Source organism: Psychromicrobium xiongbiense (assembly GCF_030271165.1).
Lineage (GTDB): Bacteria > Actinomycetota > Actinomycetes > Actinomycetales > Micrococcaceae > Renibacterium > Renibacterium xiongbiense.
The window spans coordinates 1-23,888 of record NZ_JASSZH010000007.1; the positions used below are offsets into that span (position 1 = coordinate 1).

Genomic DNA, 23,888 nt, shown 5'->3' on the forward strand with positions numbered 1-23,888 from the left:
CCGGGACCCACCCTCTACTGTTGAGACGCTCTGGTGGTTGAGGCGCTAGCCGGGAGATATCAGCTCAGGCGAGCAGCGTGGGCTTGAGTTCCTGCAAGCGGCCCAGCAGGCCATTGATGAACTGAGGCGAATCATCGGTGGACAAGGCCCGCGCCAGCTCCACGGCTTCGCTCACCGCCACCGCATCGGGCACGTCATCGTTGTAGAGCAATTCCCAGGCACCGACCCGCAGCAGGATACGGTCCACCGAGGGCATCCGCTCCAGCGTCCAGCCCTGAGCATAGGTCTCGAGGAATTCGTCGATCTCCGCCTGGCGCGAGGTCACACCATCCACGATGGCGACGGTGTACGGGTTGATGGTCTGTTCGGTGCGCTCCCGCCGCCGTTGCAGCACCTCAGCGGCCGGAGCCTCGCGCTGCTCGGCTTCAAACAGAATGTCCAGCGCGCGACGCCTGGCCTTACTGCGGGCGCTGGTCCCGTGAGTCCCTGCAGTCATCAGTCGTTGACGCGGCCCAGGTAGCTGCCATCGCGGGTGTCAACCTTGACCCGGGTGTTGTTCTCCACGAACAGCGGCACCTGGATCTCGTAGCCGGTTTCCAGCGTAGCGGGCTTGGTGCCAGCGGAGGAACGATCGCCCTGCAAGCCCGGCTCGGTGTAGGTGATCTCCAGGACCACGGAGGCCGGCATTTCCAGGTACAGCGGGGTGCCCTCGTGCAGGGCGATGTTCACGTTCTGGTTCTCCAGCATGAAGTTCACCGCGTCGCCCACCACAGCGGCGGAGACCGTGATCTGGTCGAAGTCCTGGGTATCCATGAAGACGAAATCTTCGCCATCCTGGTACAGGTACTGGTAGTCCCGTCGATCCACCGTGGCGGTATCGATCTTCAGACCCGCGTTGAACGTCTTGTCCACCACTTTGCCGCTGAGGATGTTGCGGATTTTGGTGCGGACAAAAGCGCCGCCCTTGCCCGGCTTGACGTGCTGGAACTCGATGACGTTCCACAACTGACCGTCCAGGTTCAGCACGGTTCCGTTTTTGATGTCGTTGGTCGTTGCCACGATATGTCCTCAATCCTCAACGCGAATACCTGGAATCGGAGGTTCGCTCAGGTCTGCGCAGTATGTTGTCAAAAATCCACCATCTATTCTACCCGCAAGCGGACCAGGAAGTTTCCGGTGGAGTTGTTTTCTGCTCAGTCAGCGATTTCCTGGTACGCGGCAAAGAGCAAAGAGGTGTCCGGCACCTCCAGGATCCCGGGTTTGGCCAGACCGTCCAGGACCACGAAGCGCAGAAGGTCCCCGCGGGATTTTTTGTCCCGGCGCATGCCGTCCAGCAGTGCCTGCCAGCGGTCGCGGCGATAGCTGGTCGGCAGGCCGATCGACTCCAGAACCGTCCGGTGCCGGTCGGCGAGCTGGTCATCCAGCCGTCCGACGCTGCGTCCCAGCTCGGCCGCAAACATCATGCCCACCGAGACCGCGGCACCATGACGCCAGGAGTAGCGCTCGGCCAGCTCGATGGCGTGGCCCAGGGTGTGCCCGTAGTTGAGGAACTCGCGGCGCCCAGATTCCTTCAGATCCGCCGAGACCACCTCGGCTTTGACCGCGATGGAGCGTTCAATGACTTCCCGCAGTTCCGCTGAATCGACCGTCAACACCTTCTCCGGTGAGGCCTCGACCAGATCGAGAATCCGGGGATCCGCAATGAATCCACATTTGACCGACTCGGCCAGACCGGAGATCAGTTCATTGCGCGGCAGCGTCGCCAGGGTATCCAGATCCGCCAGAACGGCCGCTGGCGGATGGAAGGAGCCCACCAGGTTCTTCCCCTCAGCGGTGTTGATCCCGGTCTTGCCGCCCACTGCGGCATCGACCATGCCCAGCAGGCTGGTGGGCAGATGAATAACCTTCACCCCACGCAACCAGGTGGCCGCCACAAAACCCGCCAGATCGGAGACCGCTCCGCCGCCCACCGACACCACGGCGTCAGATCGGGTGAAGTCATTCTGGCCCAACACCTGCCAGCAGAAGGCTGCCACCTGGATGTGCTTACCTTCTTCGGCATCGGGGATCTCCGCGGTGACCGCCGTGAACCCGGCTGCCGCCAGGTCTTCACGAACCGCATCCCCCGTCGCGCGCAGGGCACGGGGATGAATCACCAGAACCCGGCGGACGCGCTCTCCCAGAAGGGAGGGCAGCCGTCCGAGCAGCCCATGGCCCACAATGACCGGATAGTTATCCTGCGGCTGCTCCCCCGTCACCTCAATGACAGTGTCTTCTCCCGGTGAAGATTCTCCCTCTGAAGAAGTGCCCAGAGCTGCGGTATTCATTCCGTGGCCTTTCCGCCTGCGGCAGTGGTGGTGTCTGCAGTGAGTGAATCAAGCGCCTGATGGATCGTCGCCGCGAGTCCGTCCGGGGTACCGAGCCGGACATCGATGATCAGGTCGGCCAGCCTCCGGTAGACGCCGTCCCGTTCATGGGCCAGCTGAGTCCAGCACTCCACCGGATCGGCGCCCTGGAGCAGCGGACGGTTCCCGGCGCGGTGCAGGCGATCGGCCACCGATGCCGCATCGCTTTCAAGGAACACCACGGTGGTGCCGGCGAGCAGTTGAGCAGTCCCGGGATCCAGCACCGCACCACCACCCAGCGACAGGACAAACGGACGGCCCCCGGCCAGGATCTCGGCAACAACTGCAGCTTCGGTGCGCCGGAACCAGGCCTCGCCGCGGGAGGGAAAGATCTCCGAGATCTTGCCGTGCCGGGCCTCGATCACGTGATCCGAATCGATGAATTCCCGCCCCAGCTGATGGGCAAGCTGTGCACCGATGGCCGTCTTTCCGACCGCCATCGGGCCGATCAGCACGACCGGCAGCCGCTGCCACGGCAGGGACTCAACGGCGTGCCCCATCACTTTCCCCTCAGCTCCCGGCGTGTCTCCGCCGTTCACAGCGGGTGCGACTCGAGGTTCTGCGGAATGTTCGCCAGGTAGCTGCTCAGGTTGCGCCGAGTTTCCGCCAGCGAATCCCCGCCGAACTTCTCCAGAACTGCCTGGGCAAGGACCAGGGCAACCATCGCCTCGGCGACGACGCCGGCTGCCGGCACTGCACAGACGTCGGAGCGCTGGTGATGCGCCGCGCTTTCCTCACCAGTGGCGACGTCGACGGTCCGCAAGGCCCGCGGAACGGTGGCGATCGGTTTCATCGCGGCGCGAACACGCAGTGTGTCACCGATGCTCATGCCACCTTCGATGCCACCGGCACGGTTGGTCAGCCGTCGGACGCCATGGCCATCCACCGGAACGATCTCATCGTGAGCTTCGGAACCGCGTCGCTGAGCGGTCAGGAAGCCATCCCCGACCTCCACGCCCTTGATCGCCTGGATACCCATCAGCGCACCGGCAAGCCTCGCGTCCAGTCGCCGGTCCCAGTGTACGTAGCTGCCCAGTCCCGGGGGAAGTCCCTGGGCCAGAACCTCGACCACGCCGCCAAGCGTCTGACCTTCCTTGTGTGCAGCATCCACCTCTGCGACCATCGCGTCGGAGGTCTCGCGGTCAAAGCAGCGCAAGGGATCAGCATCCAGGGCCAACACGTCCCCGGGGCCAGGCAGCGGCGTTCCTTCCGGAACAGCGACAGTACCCACCGAGACGGTGTGGCTGAGCACCGAGATCCCCAGTTGGGACAGGAAGGCCGAGGCCACGGCACCGAGCGCCACCCGTGCGGCGGTCTCCCGGGCACTGGCGCGCTCCAGCACAGGCCGCGCATCGTCAAATCCGTATTTCTGCATGCCGGTGAAATCGGCATGACCTGGCCTGGGCCGGGTCAGCGGAGCGTTGCGGGCCATCCCGGCGAGCTCTTGCTCGTCCACGGCATCGGCCGCCATGACTTGCTCCCATTTAGGCCACTCGGTATTGCCCACCATGAGCGAGACCGGGCCGCCCTGAGTGACACCGTGGCGTACGCCGCCCAGAATCGTGACGACGTCCTGTTCAAACTTCATGCGCGCGCCCCGGCCATAGCCAAGCCGACGACGGGCCAGTGCAGAGCGGATATCCTCCGAACTGAGCTGAACCCCGGCGGGCAGGCCTTCAAGAATTCCTGTCAGGGCCGGGCCATGCGACTCTCCGGCGGTCAACCAACGCAACATACCCTCCATCCTGCCATGGTCGGCACACCCTTTCAGCGTCGAGGCAGGCCGACTGAGTCACACATCACATTGATGACATCGTCACGGCCGCCCAGATCGATGCCGGTGAACAATGCCACCTGTTCCACAGCCTGGTACAGCAGCATTTCCAGCCCGGAAACCACCTGCCCACCACTCGCGGTCCACGCTGTAGCCAGAGCGCTCGGCCACGGCGAATAGGCAACGTCCAGCAGCACCTGTCCCGAGCCGCCAATGCCCTCTTGCGTCTCCTGCGTCGGGAGGGGATCAGCTCCCGCCACCAACCAGTCCGCCGCATGAGGCGGTAGCGTGCTCATCACCAGCGGGGTCGCCTCGCCTCCCGACACGTCACGGAGCGTGCCCGGCTCCAACACCCGGGTGGTCAGCTGAGCACCGAGCGAGGTTGCCAGTGCGGCCAAAGAGCCGTCGCGGCTCGGGTCACGCACCAGCAGCTCGAAATCCTGGGCACCGAGCCGATGCGCCGCCAGCATGGCAGCCAGGGCGGTGCCACCGGCGCCGAGGATCTTCACCCGGCCCTGGACCCGTTCCAGTCCTGCATGGCGCAGCGAGGCCACGATTCCCTGGACGTCGGTATTGGTTCCGGTCAGCAAACCCTCCTCCACGAGGACGGTATTGACCACACCCAGGGCGACGGCATCGCCATTGAGGTGGTCCACCAGCTCCGCGACGGCCGCTTTATGCGGCATCGTGACCGACAGGCCGATCCAGGGTTCCCGGCGTAGTGCGGCGATGAAGGTGTCCAACTCGGCTGGGGCCACGTCATGGGCGACATAGTCGACATCGGCGCCCAGGCGCGCATAGGCAGCCCGATGCAGGGCGGGCGAGAGCGAATGGGCGATGGGTTGTCCGATCACCCCGGCCAGACGGCGGCTCAACTGCACTTGCCCTGGTTCGCGGTGCACCACTGCTGATACTTCTGCACATTGGCCTGATGCTCAGCAAAAGTGGTGGCAAAGAGCGTCTCACCGGTATCCAGATTCACGGTGACCCAGAAGTAGTACGGATTGCTCTGCGGATGCGCAGCCGCCTGAATGGCTGGCAATTTGGGCGAGCCGATCGGTCCGATCGGCAGACCCTTATTGGCAAAGGTGTTGTACGGGTTGGAGGCATCAGCCTTCTGCGCATCGGTGATGTTGTAGGTCTTCAGGCCCAGCCCGTAGGCCACGGTGGCATCGGACTCAAGGCGTCCACCGGTCTCCGCACCCGGGTTGTTCAGCCGGTTCATGATGGCACCGGCAATCTGCGGATAGTAGTCCTGGCGTCCTTCGGCCTCAAGAATGCTGGCAATGGTCACCACACGGAATTGCTCCTGCGGATCGGTGACCCCGGCCTGAGCCAGCTCATCCTTGGTGGCCTTGACCAGCGTGGTCAGGATGTCCTTGGCCGTCGCGTTGACCGGGAACTGATACTGACCCGGTGCAAGGTACCCCTCCAGTGAGGGTGCCTGGGCAGGCAGGCCGAAGGCCGAAGGATTCTTGGCCAGCGCGGTGAAATCGGAGACCGGGAGCCCCGTGGAGGCGGCCAGCAGGTCGAAAACCTCCGACTGCCTCAGGTTCTGAGCAATGGGCGCATAGTGCACCTGCTGGGTGCTGGCCGCCAGCAGGACCGTCACGGCATCGGCAGCCTTCATCTCTTTTTTGAGCGGGTAGACGCCGGGCAGCAGTTTTCCGGAACCCTGGGCAGTATCAAGAGCGTTGAGGAAGGCATTCTCGCTCGCCACGACACTCCGGCTCACCAGATCGCTGGCCACCGAACGGGCGGTGGCTCCGGCTTTGAGCGTATACGTGACATCAGCGCCACCCGGGCCGGGGTAATCCTTGGCGGTATCCAACGAGAGCATCGGCCTGATCACCTGGAACGCCAGTGCAGCGGCGGCGATGAAGGCCAGCACCACGATGAACATGACCACCGTACGGCGCCGACGACGCACCTTACGCCGCTTCCTGCGGGCACGCCGGGAGACCGAGGGCTCCGGATTGTGCCAGCTGGCATCCACAGCTCCGCGGTGGTCCTGATCGGCATGCTCTGCAGGGACCTCACTGGAGTGATCCTCATCGGCGAAGATCGGATTCACCGTAACGCCCCTGGAGTCTGCTGAAAACTCTTGATGGTTATGACCTCACTGAACCTCGGCTGGTCCCGGCAGAGTACCGCCGGAATCGCCTCTCCAAACCGGCTCCCCCACGGGCTGGCCCAGCGATTTTTCGCTGTCGATGGCGTGCTGAAGGATCCCCACGGCCGCCACCTGATCCACCACTTTACGTTGCGCCCGTCCAGACAGGCCAGCCGCACGCAGCTGTTGATGGGCTGTGACGGTGCTCAACCGCTCGTCGATGAGCCGCACCTCGGCAGGCGAGCCTGCCTCAGCGAGCAGTTCCGCCAGACGCGCCGCACAGGCCCTGGCCAGGGCGGTGGAGGAGCTCTCCCCCGCCCGCAGCGTCTGTGGCAGCCCGACATAAATCCGGATGGCCTCACGTTCGCCCGCCTCACGGACAATCAACCGTAGATCGCTGTCCTTTTTGGCATCCCGGCTGAGCGTTTTCCAGGGCGTCGCCAGGATCCCCTCCGGATCGCAGAACGCCACCCCGACGCGGACAGTTCCCACGTCCACGCCGAGGCGGACACCACGTTCAAAGGACACTACAAGGCCGCCACTGCCAGCTCGATGGCGCTCAGCGCCGCAGGGATCTGCGCTGGGTCGCTGCCACCGCCCTGGGCCACATCGTCCTTGCCGCCGCCACCGCCACCGAGGATACCGGCCGCCGTACGGACCAGGGCGCCAGCCTTGGCCCCGCTGCGGCGAGCCTCCTCGTTCGTGGCCACCAGCACCAGCGGCCGCGACTGCGAAACACCGGTCACCGCGACGACCGAGCCAGCCGATCCGAGTCGATCTCGAACATCCAGGGCCAGGGTGCGCAGATCATCGGCGCTGCCGACTTCACCGGCCTCATGGGTCACCAGACGTACCGGTCCGACGGCACGTGCCTGATCTGCCAGGGTGCCAGCGGTGCGTACCAGCTGTTCACGGCGCAGGCGCTCCAGCTCCTTCTCCGTGGCGCGCAGCTTCGCCAGCGTGGCACCGATCCGTTCACCGAGCTGGGCGGAAGGCACCTTGAGCAGTTCGGTCAGTTCGGTCACCAGGGCGCGCTCGGCGGCGAAGTGCCGGAAGGCATCCATGCCGACAAAAGCCTCCAGACGCCGGTTACCGGAGCCGACGGACGCCTCACCCAGAAGGTTCAGGGTGCCGATCAACGAGGTCTGGGCCACATGGGTTCCGCCACAGAGTTCGCGGGACCAGGCGCCATCGATCTCCACCACCCGCACATGACTGCCGTAGTTTTCGCCGAACAACGCCATGGCACCGAGCTTTTTCGCTTCTTCCAGCGGCATCTCGGTGGTCTGGACCGAGAAGTTCCGGGCGATGGCCAGATTGGAGACTTCCTCGATCTCGGACCGGGTCGCCTCGCTGAGTGCTTCGCCCCAGGCGAAGTCGAACCTCAGGTAACCGGCCTTGTTGAAGGAGCCACGCTGGGTGGCATCCGGCCCCAGCAGCTGCCGCAGCGCGGCATGCACCAGGTGGGTGCCGGTGTGGGCCTGCTCGGCGGCGTGGCGTCGGGCGGCGTCGACAGCGGAACGGGCCAGCGTGCCGGGAGCGATCTCGCCTTCCCGGATCAGCGCCTTGTGAACGCTCAGTCCTTTGACCGGGCGCTGAACATCCAGCACCTCGGCCACAAAGCCGTCACCGGTGATCAGGCCGGTATCGGCGGCCTGCCCGCCAGCCTCCGCGTAGAAGGGGGTTTCGGCCAGAACGATCTCCACTTCCTCACCCTGAAGGGCATGAGGAACCACGATGCCGCCACGCAGCACGGCGCGGACCGCCGACTCCCCCTCGAGGTCCTGGTAGCCGGTGAAGAGGGTCTGCCCGTCCTGCAGGAGCTCCTGATAGGCACGCTGATCAGCGTGCCCGCTCTTCTTCTCCTTGGCGTCAGCCCGGGCACGCTCACGCTGCTCGGTCATCAGGGCACGGAACTGCTCCTGATCGACGGCGACGCCGGCTTCCTCAGCCATCTCCAGGGTCAGATCGATCGGGAAGCCGTAGGTGTCATGAAGGGCGAAGGCTTCTTCACCGGAGAGGGCACGGCCCTGACTGCGGGAGAGCGAGACCGCTTCATCCAACCGGGCAGTGCCCGAGGCGATGGTGCGCAGGAACGCCCGCTCCTCGGCATAGGCAATCCGGCTGATCCGTTCAAAATCGGCCTCCACTACGGGATAGAAACCCTTCATGGCGTCCCGGGAGACGGGCAGCAAATCGGGAAGCACCGGCTCGGTCACGCCCATCAGGCGCATGGCTCGAACTGCCCTGCGGATCAGCCGCCGCAGCACATAGCCGCGCCCTTCGTTGGAGGGCGAGACGCCATCGGCAATCACCATCAGGGCCGAACGCACATGGTCCGCGACGACACGCAACCGGACATCATCGGCATGGTGCGGGTCGGCAGGGTCCTCGGTGGAGGTGTACTCCTTGCCGGCCAGCTCGGCGGCTCGATCCAGCACGGGACGGATCTGATCCGTCTCATACATGTTCTCCACGCCCTGAAGGATCATGGCGAGCCGCTCCAGGCCCAGCCCGGTATCGATATTGCGCTGAGGCAGCTCACCGGAGATGTCAAAGTCAACCTTGGAACGGACCTCGGAGAGCTGGTACTGCATGAAGACCAGATTCCAGATCTCCACGTAGCGGGTCTCGTCCACGACGGGGCCGCCCTCCTGCCCATACTCCGGGCCCCGGTCGTAGTAGATCTCCGAGCAGGGACCGCCCGGGCCGGGTTGGCCGGTGGACCAGAAGTTATCAGCCCGGCCGGTCCCCTGAATCCGCTCCTCGGGCAGGCCGATCTTGTCCCGCCAGATAGCGCGGGCTTCGAGATCCTTCTCGTCGCCGTCCTCATAGACGGTGACCCAGAGCCGCTCCGGGTCCAGACCATAACCGCCCTCACTCAGCGGGGTGGTCAGCAAGGTCCAGGCGAAGGTGATCGCGCCTTCTTTGAAATAGTCACCGAAGGAGAAATTCCCGCACATCTGGAAAAACGTCCCATGGCGGACCGTTTTGCCCACCTCATCGATGTCGCCGGTACGGATGCACTTCTGCACGCTCGTGGCTCGTTTGAACGGCGCAGCCTCACGTCCGGTCAGGTACGGAATGAACGGCACCATCCCGGCGATATTGAACAGGATCGACGGATCGGCGGAAACCAGCGACGCGCTGGGGACCACGGTGTGGCCGGAAGCTTCGAAGAAATCGAGCCAGCGCTGAGCGATGTCCTGGGTTTTCATGAGATGCGGTCAGTCCTTTGTCGGTGCTTCCGGCGCGTTCGGTGAGGGGCGTCGGTGTCAGCGGATGGTGGAAGCTGGTCTTCGGTGAGTCTGGTCGTCAGCGGGTTTCGTCCAGGCCCAGGGCCTGACGTAGTTCGGTTTCCCGGGAGGACATCCCCGAGCGGACGGCGTCGGAAAAGTCGTGGACGCTGTCGCTGAAGCGTCCCACAGCACGATTGAGCCCTGCAGGACCCAGCGTCTGGCCCGTGCTGCTGACTTTGCGGAATACCATGATTCCGATGGCGGCCCCCAGACACAGCCAGAAAATTCTTTTCAACATGATGTTTCTCCCCCTCGCTCGGTGAAACCCGGTCAGCGTCCGCGCCGGGGGCGTGAGCTGGGCCGCCGGGTGAAGGCCTGCCGGACGCCATAGGAGAAGGCAGCCACCTTGATCAGCGGGGACCCCACGCTAGCGGCGATCAGAGCGGAGAGCGCCGAGATGTTGGCAGTCGCATCGGAGACGTTGCTCGTCATGCCGTCCACCTTCTTCAGTTGCTCATTCGTGGTGCTGACCGTCGCGGTCACTTCGTCGATCAGCGGTGTGGTGCCTTCACTGATCGAATGGATGGTGTTCCGCAGTTCATCGAACACCTTGCCCAGTTTGATCACCGGAACGGCCAGAATCGCCACCAGGACAGCGAAGACTCCTGCCGCGATCAGTCCGGCAATATCTCCACCTGACATGGCTTCTCCTTGGCTGTTCCACATGGGATCGGTGTCTGCGGTCGATGCCCCTCATCGACAAGGCGCATCTCCCATACCTTACCGAACCTTGCCCCTGATCAAACTCCGTGGCCCCGGTCAGTGATCCCCGGGACCAGAGTCGGGGGATGAAAGCACGGAAGGCCCGCAGCATAGCCGCGGACCTTCCGTGAAATCCCTGCGCCATTCCGCCGAATGCCAGGAGCACTCGCTCCAGAACAGCGGGAAGGATTGATTAGCGAGCGTAGAACTCGACGACCAGCTGCTCTTCGCAGGTCACGGGGACCTCGGAGCGCTTCGGGCGACGCACCAGGCGAGCCTGGAGCTTGTCCAGCTGAACATCCAGGTAGCCCGGGACGGCCGGAAGGACGTCGCGGTGTCCACCGGCGGCGGCAACCTGCAGAGGGGTCAACACCTCGCTGCGCTGGTGAACGTGGATGAGCTGTCCTTCGGACACACGGTAGGACGGGCGGTCCACGCGGGCGCCGTCAACCATGATGTGGCGGTGCACCACGAGCTGGCGTGCCTGAGCGATGGTACGGGCAAAGCCAGCACGCAACACCAGTGCGTCCAGACGCATTTCCAACAGCTCGACCAGGTTTTCACCGGTCAGGCCCTTGGTGCGACGGGCTTCTTCGAAGACCCGGGTCATCTGGGCTTCGCGGATGCCGTACTGGGCGCGCAGACGCTGCTTCTCACGCAGACGCACCGCGTAATCGGAGTCCTGCTTCTTGCGAGCGCGGCCGTGCTCACCGGGGCCGTACGGACGGCGCTCGAGGTATTTGGCTGCTTTAGGGGTCAGAGCGATGCCGAGGGCGCGGGAAAGACGCGCCTGCCGGCGAACACGTGGCTTTGTAGGCACTTGTGTCCTTTCAGGAAGTGCAACAGGATCAATACTGGCCTCCCGTATGGAGAGCTGGGGCTGTTGCGGCCCATTGCTGCGTCCGCCGGGCATTCTTGTATCGCCGGACCAGGGCCACACCGTCACTGGCCATCACCGCAGGTGACCGCCAGAAAGATGTACTGAGTCTGGGAAGTACTACAAGACTGGAGCCGGGGCGTGCCAGTGCAGCGTCAATAGTACCATGCGGCTACTTTTTCCGGGGCGCCCGGATGATGCTTCGCAGACGTTCCAGCCGTGCCGCGGTCTCGCGTTCGGCACCATTGGCGGTGGGCTGGTAATAATTCGTACCCACCAGGTCATCCGGAGGATACTGCTGGCTCGCCACCGAATGCGGCTCATCGTGGGAGTAGATATACCCGGCACCATGGCCCAACTGCTTGGAGCCCGGGTAATGCGCATCCCGCAAATGTGGCGGGATCACCGTGCCTTTACCAGCCCGGACGTCGGAAATCGCGGCAGCAATCCCCAGATAAGCGGCGTTGGACTTCGGTGCGGTCGCCAGATGAACCACGGCCTGGGCCAGAATGATGCGCCCTTCCGGCATCCCGATCAGTTGGACCGCCTGTGCGGCGGCCACCGCGGTCTGCAGAGCGGTGGGATCAGCCATGCCGATGTCTTCGCTGGCCGAAATGACCAGCCGCCGGGCGATGAACCGAGGATCCTCCCCCGCCTCGATCATCCGCGCCAGATAGTGCAGGGCAGCATCGACGTCCGAGCCCCGGATCGATTTGATGAAGGCACTGATCACGTCATAGTGCTGATCCCCTGCCCGGTCATAGCGGACGGCGGCGGCATCGATGGCGCGCTCCGCATCTGCCAGGGAGACCACCGGCACCTCGGCGGAGGCTTCCCCGGCCGGTGCCCGTTCCAGGGCCACGCCCGCTGCAGCCTCCAGTGTGGTCAGCGCCCGCCGGGCATCGCCAGAGGCCAGCCGCACCAGGTGATCGAGCGCCTCGGCGTCCAGCCGGACCGCACCACGCAGACCACGAGGATCATCCACTGCACGTAGCACCAGCGCTTCGATATCGGCATCGGTCAACGGCTGGAGGGTCAGCAGCAGCGACCGGGACAGCAGAGGAGAAACCACAGAGAAGGAAGGGTTTTCCGTGGTGGCCGCCACCAGAACGACCCAGCGGTTCTCCACGCCCGGCAGCAGAGTGTCCTGCTGTGCCTTGGTGAATCGATGAATTTCATCCAGGAACAGGACAGTCGTCCGTCCGTAGAGATCACGTGCGCTCAACGCCTCCTCCATCACGCGGCGCACATCTTTGACACCGGCGGTGATGGCGGAGAGCTCGACGAAGCTACGTTTGGGTCCCCGTGCGATCACATGCGCCAGGGTGGTCTTGCCCGTTCCGGGAGGCCCCCACAGGATGATCGAACTGGGTCCCGCAGCAGAATGATCGAGCCCGGAGGCCAGCCTGCGCAGCGGCGACCCTTCAGCGAGCAGATGCTGCTGGCCCACCACCTCATCGATGCTCTTCGGCCGCATCCGCACTGCGAGCGGCGCCCGGGTTCTGGCCGCCGAGCCAGCAGAGCCGTCGCCGAGGCTCGAGGAGGTGAGTTCCTCGTCGTCATCGTGGGTGAACAGATCGCTCATTGGTCCCACGCTACCCGGTAGCGTGGACACTATGGTCTCCGCATCCCGCACCGCCTGGGTCCCTGGCGCCCGACTGGGCGGATGGACCGACCGCTTCGCCGCCTCGCACGGTGCTTTTTCGCTGGAGGAGCACGATGACGGCCTGCAGCTCAGCGCGCAGGACGGCGCCCGCGCCACCCTGCTGGCGCCGTGGCCCGTGGACGGTCGGCCAGGACGCGGGCCCGGCCCTCTGGAGCGGCTGGCCTCGCTGGCCAGCCAGCCGCGCCCCGTGGTGGTCCTGCTGATCCGACGCGGTGGTTACGGCATCGGCCTGTGCCGCGGCGGGATCCTGGAGGTGTCCAAGGTCGGTACCCGCCATGTCCAGTCGCGCACCGCGGCAGGCGGCTGGTCGCAGCAGCGGTTTGCCCGACGACGGGCCAACCAGGCTGATGCCATGGTGGAGGCTGTGGCAGCGCATGCGGCGGCACTTCCCCTGGCACCAGGCGAGTACCTGGCGTTGGGTGGCGACAAGGCCATGGCGGCGGCCCTGATGGCTGAACCGGTCCTGGCGCCTCTCGCCGCACTCCCCCGACTGGCCTTTCTGGATGTGCAGGACCCCCGGGCGAAGGTGATGGCCGAGGCGGTGGCCCGGCTGAGTAGCGTAAAGATCCGGATCACGGATCCGAAGACCTGAACGCCCGCCCAAGGCCACTCAGATGAGCCTGCTCGGACGGGCGTTCAGATATCAGACCTGGTTCAGAATCAGATCGGAAGGGCGCTCAGGCCTTGGCCGCAGGCGGCTTGGGGCCGTCGATGCCCGCTTCCTTGCGCTGGGTGGCGGTGATCGGTGCAGGTGCGCCGGTGAGCGGATCGAAGCCACCACCGGACTTCGGGAACGCGATGACGTCCCGGATCGACTCGCTGCCGGCGAGCAGAGCCACCACTCGATCCCAGCCGAAGGCGATACCGCCATGCGGAGGAGCTCCGAACTTGAAGCCCTCCAGCAGGAAGCCGAAGGTCTCCTGCTGTTCCTCTTCACTCAGCCCCATCAGCGCAAAGACGCGTTCCTGGACGTCCCGTCGGTGAATACGGATCGACCCACCACCGATTTCGTTGCCATTGCAGACAATATCGTAGGCGTAGGCCAGCGCAGCGGCCGGGTCCTGGTCGAAGGTGTCCATGAATTCGGCCTTGGGCGAGGTGAAGGCGTGGTGCAGTGCGGTCCAGTCGCCACCGCCGACGGTGGTGTCACCCGAGGCCTTGGCTGCGGCAGCGGACTCGAACATCGGGGCGTCGACGATCCAGACGAAGGCAAATTCCTCGGGATTGATCAGCCCGGTCCGGTGCCCGATCTCCACCCGGGTCGCGCCCAGAATCGACCAGGCATCATCGCGATCGCCCGCGCCGAAGAACACGCAGTCACCCGGTTGGGCTCCGACGGCAGCAGCCAGGCCAGCTTTTTCGGTCTCGGAGAGGTTCTTGGCCACCGGGCCGGTCAGCTCGCCGTCCTCCTGGATCAGCACATAGGCCAGTCCCTTGGCCCCGCGCTGCTTGGCCCATTCCTGCCAGCCGTCGAGCGTGCGTCGTGCCTGTGAGGCGCCACCGGGCATCACCACGGCACCGACATAAGGAGCCTGGAACACCCGGAAGGTGGTGTCTTTGAAGTATTCCGTGAGGTCCGTCAGCTCCAGACCGAATCGAAGATCCGGCTTGTCCGAGCCATAGCGGGCCATCGCTTCCCAGTAGGGCATCCGCGCGATGGGCGTCGGTACCTCGACATCGATGAGCTTCCAGAGCGCGACGACGATTTTCTCGCCGAGCGCCAGGACGTCGTCCTCCTCCACGAAACTGGCTTCGATATCCAGCTGGGTGAACTCGGGCTGGCGGTCCGCCCGGAAATCCTCATCGCGGTAGCAGCGGGCGATCTGGTAGTACTTTTCAAAACCGCCCACCTGAAGCAACTGCTTGAAAAGCTGCGGGGACTGCGCCAGTCCATACCAGTTACCCGGCGCCAGGCGGGCCGGGACCACGAAGTCGCGTGCGCCGCCCGGGGTGGAAAGCGTCATCGTGGGTGTTTCGATCTCCACGAATCCATCGTCATGAAGCAGTTCGCGGGCCACCCGGTTCGCCTCGGAGCGCAGCTTGAGGTTACGGGCCATCGGCGCCCGGCGCAGGTCAAGGTAGCGGTGCTTGAGTCGGGCTTCCTCACCCACCTCACCGGCATTGGCATGGTCATCGATCTGGAACGGCAGCGCAGCAGACTCGTTGAGCACCGTGACGGTCTCCGCCATCAGCTCTATGTCACCCGTGGCCAGGGCAGGGTTCTCGTTGCCTTCGGGCCGGCGCTCGACGACGCCGGTGATCTGGAGTACGAATTCATTGCGCAGGGCGTGGAAATCCGCTTCGTCACGCACCACCACCTGAGCGACCCCGGAAGCATCACGCAGATCCAGGAAGGCCACCCCACCGTGATCCCGACGCCGTGCCACCCAACCGGCGACGGTCACCGTCTGGCCGATCAATGCACTAGTGAGACTGCCGAGGTCATGGGTGCGCAGCACAGCATTCCTTTCAATGGTTCAATGAGTTCGACACGTCGGTGCGCCGTGCGCAGCAGAGCGTTGTCGCAGTCAATCCTACCGGCCCCGGGTTTTGTCCCGGACCGGCCAGCGGACCACTGCCGAAGCACTGTACGAAAGCTGGATGAGAAGGGAAGACACTCAGCCGTGACCACCTCCGCGCTCAGAAGGCGTCTCGGCCTGCTCGACGCCATCACCATCGGGATGTCCTCGATGCTCGGCGCCGGGGTCTTCGTGGCGTTCGCCCCGGCAGCAGGGGCCGCCGGGCCCGCACTCCTGCTGGCGCTGGGTGTTGCCGCTGTGGTTGCCTACTGCAACGCTGCAGCCTCGGCTCAGCTGGCTGCGCTCTATCCGGAGAGCGGCGGCACCTACATCTACGGCCGGGAACGCCTCGGACGATGGGCAGGCTTTGTGGCCGGTTGGTGCTTTATCTCCGGCAAGCTCGCCTCCTGCGCGGCGATGGCGCTGGCCTTCGGCCTATACCTGGCACCCGGCTATGCCAAAGCCCTTGCGGTTGCGGCCGTCGTGGTGCTGACCGTTCTGAACATCCTGGGGGTCCGTCGGACCGCGCTGGTCTCCAGAATCCTGCTGGCCCTGACGTTGATCACCCTGGCGGTGGTGGCTGTGCTGTGTTTCAGCGGGCCCGGATTTGACGGTTCAGGATTGAGCAGTTCAGCAGCCCTTTCTGGTGATGCTGCGCCACCCTGGGCTGCTCTGATTCCCGGCCTTGGTATCTTTCAGGCCGCGGGCTTCCTGTTCTTCGCGTTTGCGGGATATGCCCGCATTGCCACGATGGGTGAAGAGGTTCGCAATCCCCAGCGGATCATCCCCGCAGCGATCTTCATAGCCCTTGCAGCCACCCTGGGGATCTATCTGCTGCTCGCCTCAGGTCTGCTCCGTGCGCTTGGCCCGCTGGGTCTGGCCGAATCCGCCACGCCGTTGCTGGAGATCGGCCAGCAGGCCGGCTGGGGGCCGCTCATCGTCGTCGGTGCCAGTGCAGCCAGCCTGGGAGCTCTGCTGGCTCTGATCGCGGGGGTCAGCCGAACCTCCCTGGCAATGGCCCGGCATCGTGACCTCCCCTCACCGCTGGCCGCGGTCGGTGGCCGCTTCGGTACCCCGCACCGGGCAGAGATCGCCGTGGCGCTGCTGGTCATCGTGCTGATCCTCACCACCGATGTGCTCACCATCGTGGGGTACTCCAGCTGCGGTGTGCTGATCTACTACGGGGTGACCAATCTGAGTGCGCTGACGCTCAGTGAACGGCGCTGGCACACACCGCGGGCCATCAATCTGCTGGGCTGTGTGGGCTGCCTGATCCTGGCGTTCACCCTGCCCACCCAGTCGGTGGTCTGGATGATCGTCCTGCTGACGCTGGGCTGCCTGGCCAGAGCGAGTGTGCTGAGCTGGCGCACGAAAGTCCGAAAAAAGTAGAAGCGCAGACGCCAGAACAGCTCCGGACCCCTCAGGACCGGTGAACAGCGATCGTCAGGTCCTCGACCGGTGGCAACCAGCTCTGCGGATCCGCCGCCACCTGCTCACCAGAGCGCAGATCCTTGACCTCGTGGCGGAGGCCGTCATCGTCGGTGGAGATGAACCAGACGAAGGGAATACCACGACGATCAGCGAACTTGATCTGCTTGCCGAACTTCTCGGCACTCGTTGCGACCTCCACGGCGACGCCGCGGGCACGCAGAGCGGCGGCGACGTCCTGCGCCTGCCCCCAGGATTCGTCGTCATTGAGCGCCACGTACACGACGGTCGGGACGGAGCGCGATGCCGTTGCGAGGTCCTGGCTGAGCACCCGGGCCACCAGGCGGCTCACGCCGATGGACAGGCCGACGCCGGGGAACGTCCGGTTGCCCTTGCGCGCCAGGGCGTCATACCGGCCGCCCGAGCAGACGGATCCCAGCGCCTCATGGCCCACCAGCACCGTTTCGACGACCGTTCCGGTGTAGTAATCCAGGCCGCGGGCGATCGACAGATCCGCCACAACTTTGCCAGGCACCTGCTCTATGGCGACTGTGAGCACCTGGGACAGCTCTTCGAGCCCGGCCTCGAGCAACTCGTTGCTGACACCCAGTTCGCGAACCCGGTCCACAAAACTCAGATCAGGGGTGCGGATCTGGGCGAGCGCCAGCGCGGCCTGCGCCTGCTCCTCGCTGGCCCCGGCTTCCTCGCGCAGCAGAACAGCAACCGCTGCCGGACCGATCTTTTCCAGCTTGTCGATGGCGCGCAGCACCACAGCGGAATCGTCCAGACCCAGACCACGGTAGAAGCCTTCCGCCAGTTTGCGGTTGTTCACTCGCAGTTCAAACGGCGGCAGCGGCAGTGCGGAAAGGGCGTGCGCGGCCAGCAGCACCACCTCGATGTCGTGCCGGAAGGACAGCGTTCCATCCCCCACGACGTCGAAATCGGCCTGGGTGAATTCACGCATCCGGCCTTCCTGAGGCCGTTCACCGCGCCAGGCCTTCTGGATCTGGTACCGACGGAAGGGGAAGGCCAGGTAGCCGGCGTTCTCCACCACATAGCGGGAGAACGGCACGGTCAGGTCGAAGTGCAGAGCGAGCGCGGGGTCCTTGGCGGCTTCCTCCGACTGGAGGCGGCTGACCGCATAGACCTCTTTGTCGATCTCGCCCTTGCGCAGCAGTTGCTCTACCGTCTCCACGGCGCGGGTCTCGATGGAGCCAAAGCCGTGCAATTCGAAGACCCGGCGCAGGGTGTCGAGAAAATGCAGCTCGACGGCCCGTTCCTGAGGAAGAAGCTCAGGGAATCCGGACAACGAGGCACTTCTGGCCATGGGGCTGATCTCCTTAGATCGGGATGGTAACAACGCGGGCACCAAGCGCTGAAAAGGCTGAGCACTCGCCGCGAATCAACTGAGTTTGCCCCGACTCCGGGGCACAGTACAGATCCGTGAGTAAACTATCTGCGGAATTCAGTTTATCTTCCGTGCGCACATTCGTTGCGCCAGGAGGGTCAGAAGCTCGAGGAGCAACATTGGCGGCAGGCAAGAAAAACGGTCAGCAGACCAAGCGGCGTCTTGCCCAGATGGAGGCCAAGCGTGCGCTGCGGGAACAGCAGCAGAGGCGCCGGCTGCGAGACAATGTGGTGGCTGCGGTGGCAGCGGTCCTGGTCCTTGGCCTGGCCATCACGCTCCAGATCACGGTCTTCGGCACCAATCCCACGGCGGCACAGACCGCCGCTGCTGAGGCTGGCCTGGCTTCGGCATCCGCCAGCCCCACCGCGTCGATGCCTCCCGTTCCCGCTCCTTCGGTGGCGGCAGGCAAAACGTTCACCGGTACCCTAAGCCTCAACGGCAAGCCGCTCGGCGTCTCGCTGGACGGTACCAAGGCCCCACAGGCGGTCTCTGTCTTCAAGACCCTCGCCGATTCCGGGTACTTCAGCGCCAAGCCCTGCCACCGGTTGACCACCGGAGACTTTGCCGTGCTGCAGTGCGGTGCCCTGGACCTCAACGGCAGCAGCGCCCCGAACTTCGCCTGGGGCCCAGTGGAGAATGCCCCTACGGACAATGTCTACCCGGCTGGCACCATCGCCGTGGCCCGGGTCAGCGGCAATGCCAACAGCAACGGCACTCAGTTCTTCATCGTCTACAAGGACACCACCATCCCGGCCGACGCAGCTGGCGGCTATTCGGTGATCGGCAAGGTCACCAGCGGCCTTGACGTGGTGGCCGGAATCGCAGCCGGTGGCGTCCAGGGTGGCGGCTCCGACGGCAAGCCTGCGACGCCGGTCACGATAGACTCGTTTACGCTCAGTTGATAGCCAGTGATAGCCAGCCGATTGAAAGAGTTTTAGCGGTGACAGAACGTCAAGAATCCGACGACATCCAGGTAGCGGCCAGCGAGGCCAGTACGTCCGAGACTCCAGTCCAGGAAGCCGGCGTTGCCACGCCTTCTGTTCCTGTGTTTCCCACTCCCTCACCGGGGGTTCCCTCACCGGGGGTGTTCGCTGCTCGCCCCAAGCCTCACCCGGCCGTGGCGCCCGCACCCGCTGCGCCAGCAGCCAGGCAGGCCGTCCAGCCGGTGGCCAGTGACGCCATCGTGGTACCCCATGGCTTCGCGGATGCGGCTGGTTTCGGCCGGGCCACCGAGGACGGGCATGTGTTCGTCACGGTGGAGGGTGAAGAGGTCGAGGTAGGCCAGTACTCCGGGGCCACTCAGGACGAAGCGCTGAACTACTTCGTGCGCAAGTTCGAAGAGATCGCCGGGCAGATCGTACTGCTGGAGCAGCGGGTTCACGCCAAGGCTGCCAGTTCTGAGATGCACAAGACCGTGGCACACCTGCGCGAACAGCTGGCTGCCCGGAACGCCGTCGGCGATCTGCTGGCCGCTGAAACGCGGCTGGACACACTCACCGGGCTGATCAACGCCCATATCGAGCAGGCCCGAACGGAGCACCAGGCTGCCCGCGAGGCCGAGCGCGCGGCGCGGGAACAGATTGTGACGGAGGCTGAGGCTCTGGCCGGTCAGCCGCCCGCGAGCATCCAGTGGAAGCAGTCCAGCGCCCGGATGGCCGAGCTCTTCGAAACCTGGAAGAAGGCCCAGCATGACGGCGTCCGGCTGGGGCGTAGCGTGGAGGACGAGCTGTGGAAGCGGTTCCGCTCTGCGCGGACGGTCTTCGATCGGCATCGCCGGGCTTATTTCTCTCAGCTCGACTCCACAAATTCAGCCGCCAAAGAGGTCAAGCAGAAGCTGATCGCCCAGGCCGAAGCCCTGTCCAGCTCCACCGACTGGGTCGCTACTGCGGGCGAATACCGGCATCTGATGGATCAGTGGAAGGCCGCGCCGCGGGCCAGCAAGCGCGATGACGACGCGCTGTGGGCACGTTTCCGTGCCGCCCAGGATGCCTTCTTCGCTGCACGCCAGTCTGCCAACGACGCCATCGATGCCGAATACGGGCAGAATCTGCGGGTCAAGGAAGAGCTGTTGGTCGAAGCCCGCGCTCTGGTGCCGGTGAAGGATCTTGGGCAGGCCAAAAAGGCCTTCCAGTCCATTCGGGATCGCTGGGAGGACGCTGGCAAAGTGCCGCGCGGCGACATCCAGCGGATGGAGGCTGGGCTGCGCTCGATCGAGGACGCCATCCGGGCGGCCGAGAATGACCACTGGAAGCGTACCGATCCGGAGGCCAAAGCGCGTACCAACAGTGCTCTGAGTCAGCTGGAGGCGGCCATTGCCGTCCTGGAGGCCGATCTGGCGAAAGCCAAGGCCGGGTCAGACGCGCGGAAGATCGCTGCTGCGCAGGAAGCTCTGGACGCCCGTCAGGCCTGGTTGGAGCAGATCCGCAAATCTGCTGACGAGTTCGGGGCCTGAGCCAAGGCAATCTCCGGGTTATCCACAAGGGAATCTCGAACTCTTCCATCGAACAGCGTAATCCGCCATAGTGGGCAGATGTCCGCAGAACCGATATCTCATCCCCTGACCACACCATGGGCTTCCCTAGCCCCGGGGCACCCAGCCACCTCGGCTGTCATCGCTCAGGCAGATCTCGATGTGCTGGCTCCTGGCGCCCGGTTCAGCGCTGTGGAGTTGCGAGCCATGGCGCTCGATGGCGTCATCCGCCGCGTTGCGGGCGACTGCTATCTGCCGATGGATGTGCCCACCAGCACCGAACATCGGGCGATCGCTCTGGGCCTGGCATTTCCCGCCCGGCTGCAGGACCGGCTCATCATCGGCAGGCTCAGCGCTGCCTGGGTGTACACCGGGCAACACCTGCCACCCCGGATCACAGCGCTGATCGACCACCGGCGTCGCTCCGGTGCATTGCCGCCGTTCAGCGCCCTTCATATTCATGAGGTGACGCTGGGAAGCCATGACATCCGGCGAATCAGCGGGGTCCGGGTGACCACTCCTCTGCGCACCGCAGTCGATCTGGCCTTTATGCTGCCTTCCACCGTCGGTGGCTGGCCTGATCCCGAAGCCGTGCTCTGGGAGCTCTGCCGCCAGCCGGGGCTGCGCTGCCCGCTGCCTCTGGTTCGGGAGGCGGTCGCTGCCCTGAGCCGGGCTCCCCATCGACTGCGCGCTCTGAACCGTGTGGACCGGCTACTGGACCTGCTGGCACTGCGCCAGTCCGCCTGAAAGTGCCTGGGTCTGAAAGCGGCTGAGCGAGAAGGGGCGCCAATCAGGATCGGCGCTGGTTGCCTGTCGTGCGGTAAACGTCGAAGACCCCGTCGATCCGACGCACTGCGCTCAGAATGTGATTGAGGTACTTCGGGTCACCCATCTCGAACGCGAAGCGGGAGATCGCCAGTCGGTCGCTGGAGGTGTGCACCATAGCCGAAAGAATATTGACATGGTTTTCTGAGAGCACCCTGGTCACATCGGAGAGCAGAGACTTCCGGTCCAGCGCCTCGACCTGGATCTCCACCAGGAAAACGCTGGACTGGGTGGGAGCCCAATCGACCTCGACCATCCGGCTGCGCTGCTCCGGGTCCTGCATCAGGTGCTCCATATTCGGGCAGTCTTTTCGATGCACGGAAACACCCGATCCGCGGGTGACAAAACCGGTGATCGCATCCGGCGGAACGGGCGTACAACAGCGTGCCAGCTTGACCAGCACATCGCCCACGCCCCGGACCACCACACCGGCATCCGAAGTGGTGTACCGCGGTCGCTGCGGCACATCACTGATCGTGGTCGGCTGGAACTCTTCCTCGGCCTGTGCATGGCCACCCAGGGCGTCCACCAGCTTCTCCACCACGCTGGCAGCGGAGACGTGACTGTCTCCCACGGCGGCATACAGGCTGGAGATATCCGGATACCTCAAGTCCTCTGCCACACCCAGCAGGGACTCGTGACTCATCAGGCGCTGCAGGGGCAGGTTCTGCTTACGCATCGCCCGGGTCAGCAGTTCCTTACCCTTGTCGATCGCCTCTTCGCGGCGCTCCTTGCTGAACCACTGACGGATCTTGTTCCGGGCGCGGGCACTCTTGACGAAGTTCTGCCAGTCCTGGCTGGGCCCAGCGCCTTCGGCCTTGGAGGTGAAGACTTCCACCCAGTCGCCGTGGTTGAGCTCGCTGTTCAGCGGCACCAACTTGCCGTTGACCCGGGCACCAATGGTCCGGTGCCCAACCTCGGTATGTACCGCGTAAGCGAAGTCCACCGGCGTGGAACCGGCCGGAAGCGCCATGACCTCGCCCTTGGGCGTAAAGACGAAAACCTCACGGGCATTGATCTCAAAACGGAGTGAGTCCAGGAACTCGCTGGGGTCCTTGGTCTCCCGCTGCCAGTCGACCAGAGTCCGCAACCAGTTCAGGTCGCTGTCCTGGCCTACGGCCTGCGGAGCGCGCCCCGCCTGGTTCTTGTACTTCCAGTGGGCTGCCACGCCGTACTCGGCGCGCTGATGCATCTCATGGGTGCGAATCTGAATTTCCACCGGCTTGCCACCGGGCCCGATCACCGTGGTGTGCAGCGACTGGTACATATTGAATTTGGGCATCGCGATGTAGTCCTTGAACCTGCCAGGCAGCGGGCTCCATCGGGCGTGCATGGCACCCAGTGCCGCATAACAGTCGCGTACCGTGTCCACCAGCAGACGGACACCGATCAGGTCATTGATGTCGTCAAAGTCTTTATCCCGGACGATCATCTTCTGATAGATCGAGTAGTAGTGCTTGGGCCGGCCCGAGATGCTGGCCCTGATCTTCGCCGCACGCAGGTCTTCACCGATCTGCGCCCGCACTACCGCGAGGTTCTTCTCCCGCTCCGGAGTGCGATCCTCGACCATCCGGACGATCTCGTCATACACCTTGGGGTACAGGGCCGCGAAGGAGAGGTCTTCAAGCTCCCATTTGATGGTGTTCATGCCCAGACGATGAGCCAGCGGGGCGAAGATCTCCAGGGTCTCACGGGCCTTGCGGGCCGATGATTCCGCCGAAACGTACTTCCAGGTGCGCGCATTGTGCAACCTGTCGGCCAGTTTGATCACCAGTACCCGGATGTCCCTGGCCATCGCCACGACCATCTTCCGTACGGTTTCAGACTGGGCCGCGTCGCCAAAGGCCACCTTGTCCAGCTTCGTCACGCCGTCCACGAGCATCGCCACTTCGGAGCCGAAGTCGCGGGTCAGCTGGTCCAGCGTGTAGTCGGTGTCCTCGACGGTGTCATGCAGCAGGGCCGCCGCCAGAGTCGTTCCGGTCATACCCAGCTCGGCCAGAATCGTCGCGACCGCCACTGGGTGGGTGATATAGGGGTCACCGCTCTTACGCTTCTGGCCTTCGTGGTGGCGCTCGGCCACCTCATAGGCCCGCTGGATCAACTCAAAGTCTTCGCGGGGATTGTTGGCTCTGACCACCCGCAGCAAGGGCTCAAGGATCGGCGAATGGTGGGTGGAGTTGCTACGGCCGGTCAGCCGGGCCAGGCGTGCGCGGGTTCGGTCCTTGCGGCTGGGCAGTCCGACCCGGGTGCCCGAGTGTGTTTCCGCTGAGCGGATCATCTCGGTGGGCCGGCTCGTCTCGCCCTCAGCCCCGGTCCCGGGGGTAGCAGGCACAGCGGAGTCCATCGGACCGACGGGACGATCCGTCGTCGTCTCCTCCATGATGTACCCCTCCCCCGCCATG

Annotated in this window: 21 protein-coding genes; 5 read left to right on the forward strand and 16 right to left on the reverse strand. The window is 64.7% G+C overall.

Annotation, left to right across the window (positions count from 1 at the left end):
- Positions 1-64 precede the first annotated feature (64 nt).
- The 13 genes from nusB to QQM37_RS02430 form a co-directional block, all read right to left on the reverse strand.
- A complete protein-coding gene (nusB, locus tag QQM37_RS02370; RefSeq protein ID WP_285724644.1) occupies positions 65-496 on the reverse strand; it encodes a transcription antitermination factor NusB in 432 nt (143 codons plus the stop codon).
- Positions 496-1,059: an elongation factor P gene (gene efp / locus QQM37_RS02375; protein ID WP_285724646.1), complete on the reverse strand. Its 564-nt coding sequence runs from the start codon at positions 1,057-1,059 to the stop codon at positions 496-498. Before efp ends, nusB begins: the two co-directional genes overlap by 1 nt.
- A 134-nt stretch (positions 1,060-1,193) precedes the next feature.
- A complete protein-coding gene (aroB, locus tag QQM37_RS02380) occupies positions 1,194-2,327 on the reverse strand; it encodes a 3-dehydroquinate synthase (RefSeq protein ID WP_285724648.1) in 1,134 nt (377 codons plus the stop codon).
- A complete protein-coding gene (locus QQM37_RS02385; protein WP_285724650.1) occupies positions 2,324-2,905 on the reverse strand; it encodes a shikimate kinase in 582 nt (193 codons plus the stop codon). Before QQM37_RS02385 ends, aroB begins: the two co-directional genes overlap by 4 nt.
- Positions 2,906-2,940: 35 nt before the next feature.
- Positions 2,941-4,140, reverse strand: a complete 1,200-nt coding sequence (aroC, locus tag QQM37_RS02390) for a chorismate synthase (protein WP_285724652.1) — start codon at positions 4,138-4,140, stop codon at positions 2,941-2,943.
- Between the two features lie 32 nt (positions 4,141-4,172).
- Entirely contained in the window at positions 4,173-5,060 is an 888-nt protein-coding gene (locus QQM37_RS02395) for a shikimate dehydrogenase family protein (protein WP_337250231.1), read from the reverse strand.
- Complete coding sequence (mltG, locus tag QQM37_RS02400) at positions 5,051-6,253, reverse strand: endolytic transglycosylase MltG (RefSeq protein ID WP_285724654.1); 1,203 nt, start codon at positions 6,251-6,253, stop codon at positions 5,051-5,053. Before mltG ends, QQM37_RS02395 begins: the two co-directional genes overlap by 10 nt.
- Positions 6,254-6,298: 45 nt before the next feature.
- Positions 6,299-6,820 carry a Holliday junction resolvase RuvX gene (gene ruvX / locus QQM37_RS02405; protein WP_285724656.1) on the reverse strand — a complete coding sequence of 174 codons (522 nt, stop codon included), beginning with the start codon at positions 6,818-6,820 and terminating at the stop codon, positions 6,299-6,301.
- Positions 6,820-9,510 (reverse strand): alanine--tRNA ligase, encoded by a 2,691-nt coding sequence (gene alaS / locus QQM37_RS02410; RefSeq protein ID WP_285724658.1) that lies wholly within the window; start codon positions 9,508-9,510, stop codon positions 6,820-6,822. The genes ruvX and alaS overlap by 1 nt, the downstream gene beginning before the upstream one ends.
- 97 nt (positions 9,511-9,607) lie before the next feature.
- On the reverse strand, positions 9,608-9,829 hold the full coding sequence (locus QQM37_RS02415) for a hypothetical protein (RefSeq protein ID WP_285724660.1): 222 nt from the start codon (positions 9,827-9,829) through the stop codon (positions 9,608-9,610).
- Positions 9,830-9,861: 32 nt separating this feature from the next.
- Positions 9,862-10,233 (reverse strand): DUF948 domain-containing protein, encoded by a 372-nt coding sequence (locus QQM37_RS02420; RefSeq protein WP_285724662.1) that lies wholly within the window; start codon positions 10,231-10,233, stop codon positions 9,862-9,864.
- Positions 10,234-10,486: 253 nt separating this feature from the next.
- Positions 10,487-11,113, reverse strand: coding sequence for a 30S ribosomal protein S4 (gene rpsD, locus QQM37_RS02425; protein WP_285724663.1), 627 nt, complete (start codon positions 11,111-11,113; stop codon positions 10,487-10,489).
- A 229-nt stretch (positions 11,114-11,342) separates the two neighbouring features.
- Positions 11,343-12,755 (reverse strand): replication-associated recombination protein A, encoded by a 1,413-nt coding sequence (locus QQM37_RS02430; protein WP_285724665.1) that lies wholly within the window; start codon positions 12,753-12,755, stop codon positions 11,343-11,345.
- A 31-nt stretch (positions 12,756-12,786) separates the two neighbouring features.
- Here QQM37_RS02430 and QQM37_RS02435 point away from each other — a divergent pair, with 31 nt between their 5' ends.
- Entirely contained in the window at positions 12,787-13,428 is a 642-nt protein-coding gene (locus QQM37_RS02435) for an acVLRF1 family peptidyl-tRNA hydrolase (protein ID WP_285724668.1), read from the forward strand.
- An 85-nt stretch (positions 13,429-13,513) separates the two neighbouring features.
- Here the strand turns inward: QQM37_RS02435 and aspS are convergent, their stop codons facing one another.
- Positions 13,514-15,295 (reverse strand): aspartate--tRNA ligase, encoded by a 1,782-nt coding sequence (gene aspS, locus QQM37_RS02440; RefSeq protein WP_285724670.1) that lies wholly within the window; start codon positions 15,293-15,295, stop codon positions 13,514-13,516.
- A gap of 165 nt (positions 15,296-15,460) precedes the next feature.
- On the opposite strand from aspS, the gene QQM37_RS02445 reads away from it, so the two are divergent.
- Positions 15,461-16,744, forward strand: coding sequence for an APC family permease (locus tag QQM37_RS02445; protein WP_285724672.1), 1,284 nt, complete (start codon positions 15,461-15,463; stop codon positions 16,742-16,744).
- Between the two features lie 31 nt (positions 16,745-16,775).
- Here QQM37_RS02445 and hisS read toward each other — a convergent pair whose 3' ends face one another.
- Positions 16,776-18,110: a histidine--tRNA ligase gene (gene hisS, locus QQM37_RS02450; protein WP_285724674.1), complete on the reverse strand. Its 1,335-nt coding sequence runs from the start codon at positions 18,108-18,110 to the stop codon at positions 16,776-16,778.
- A gap of 200 nt (positions 18,111-18,310) precedes the next feature.
- On the opposite strand from hisS, the gene QQM37_RS02455 reads away from it, so the two are divergent.
- The 3 genes from QQM37_RS02455 to QQM37_RS02465 all read left to right on the forward strand — a co-directional run bounded on the left by QQM37_RS02455 (position 18,311) and on the right by QQM37_RS02465 (position 21,408).
- Complete coding sequence (locus tag QQM37_RS02455) at positions 18,311-19,093, forward strand: peptidylprolyl isomerase (RefSeq protein ID WP_285724676.1); 783 nt, start codon at positions 18,311-18,313, stop codon at positions 19,091-19,093.
- 38 nt (positions 19,094-19,131) lie between these two features.
- Entirely contained in the window at positions 19,132-20,643 is a 1,512-nt protein-coding gene (locus QQM37_RS02460) for a DUF349 domain-containing protein (RefSeq protein WP_285724678.1), read from the forward strand.
- Between the two features lie 78 nt (positions 20,644-20,721).
- Positions 20,722-21,408: a type IV toxin-antitoxin system AbiEi family antitoxin gene (locus QQM37_RS02465; RefSeq protein WP_285724681.1), complete on the forward strand. Its 687-nt coding sequence runs from the start codon at positions 20,722-20,724 to the stop codon at positions 21,406-21,408.
- A 43-nt stretch (positions 21,409-21,451) separates the two neighbouring features.
- Here the strand turns inward: QQM37_RS02465 and QQM37_RS02470 are convergent, their stop codons facing one another.
- Complete coding sequence (locus QQM37_RS02470) at positions 21,452-23,866, reverse strand: RelA/SpoT family protein (protein WP_420030110.1); 2,415 nt, start codon at positions 23,864-23,866, stop codon at positions 21,452-21,454.
- Positions 23,867-23,888 lie beyond the last annotated feature (22 nt).

Coding starts and splice junctions, on each gene's coding strand:
- nusB (WP_285724644.1), bottom strand. CDS start 496: ATGACTGCAGGGACTCACGGGACCAGCGCCCGCAGTAAGGCCAGGCGT.
- aroB (WP_285724648.1), bottom strand. CDS start 2,327: ATGAATACCGCAGCTCTGGGCACTTCTTCAGAGGGAGAATCTTCACCG.
- QQM37_RS02385 (WP_285724650.1), bottom strand. CDS start 2,905: ATGGGGCACGCCGTTGAGTCCCTGCCGTGGCAGCGGCTGCCGGTCGTG.
- aroC (WP_285724652.1), bottom strand. CDS start 4,140: ATGTTGCGTTGGTTGACCGCCGGAGAGTCGCATGGCCCGGCCCTGACA.
- alaS (WP_285724658.1), bottom strand. CDS start 9,510: ATGAAAACCCAGGACATCGCTCAGCGCTGGCTCGATTTCTTCGAAGCT.
- QQM37_RS02415 (WP_285724660.1), bottom strand. CDS start 9,829: ATGTTGAAAAGAATTTTCTGGCTGTGTCTGGGGGCCGCCATCGGAATC.
- QQM37_RS02420 (WP_285724662.1), bottom strand. CDS start 10,233: ATGTCAGGTGGAGATATTGCCGGACTGATCGCGGCAGGAGTCTTCGCT.
- QQM37_RS02430 (WP_285724665.1), bottom strand. CDS start 12,755: ATGAGCGATCTGTTCACCCACGATGACGACGAGGAACTCACCTCCTCG.
- QQM37_RS02435 (WP_285724668.1), top strand. CDS start 12,787: ATGGTCTCCGCATCCCGCACCGCCTGGGTCCCTGGCGCCCGACTGGGC.
- hisS (WP_285724674.1), bottom strand. CDS start 18,110: ATGGCCAGAAGTGCCTCGTTGTCCGGATTCCCTGAGCTTCTTCCTCAG.
- QQM37_RS02465 (WP_285724681.1), top strand. CDS start 20,722: ATGTCCGCAGAACCGATATCTCATCCCCTGACCACACCATGGGCTTCC.
- QQM37_RS02470 (WP_420030110.1), bottom strand. CDS start 23,866: ATGGAGGAGACGACGACGGATCGTCCCGTCGGTCCGATGGACTCCGCT.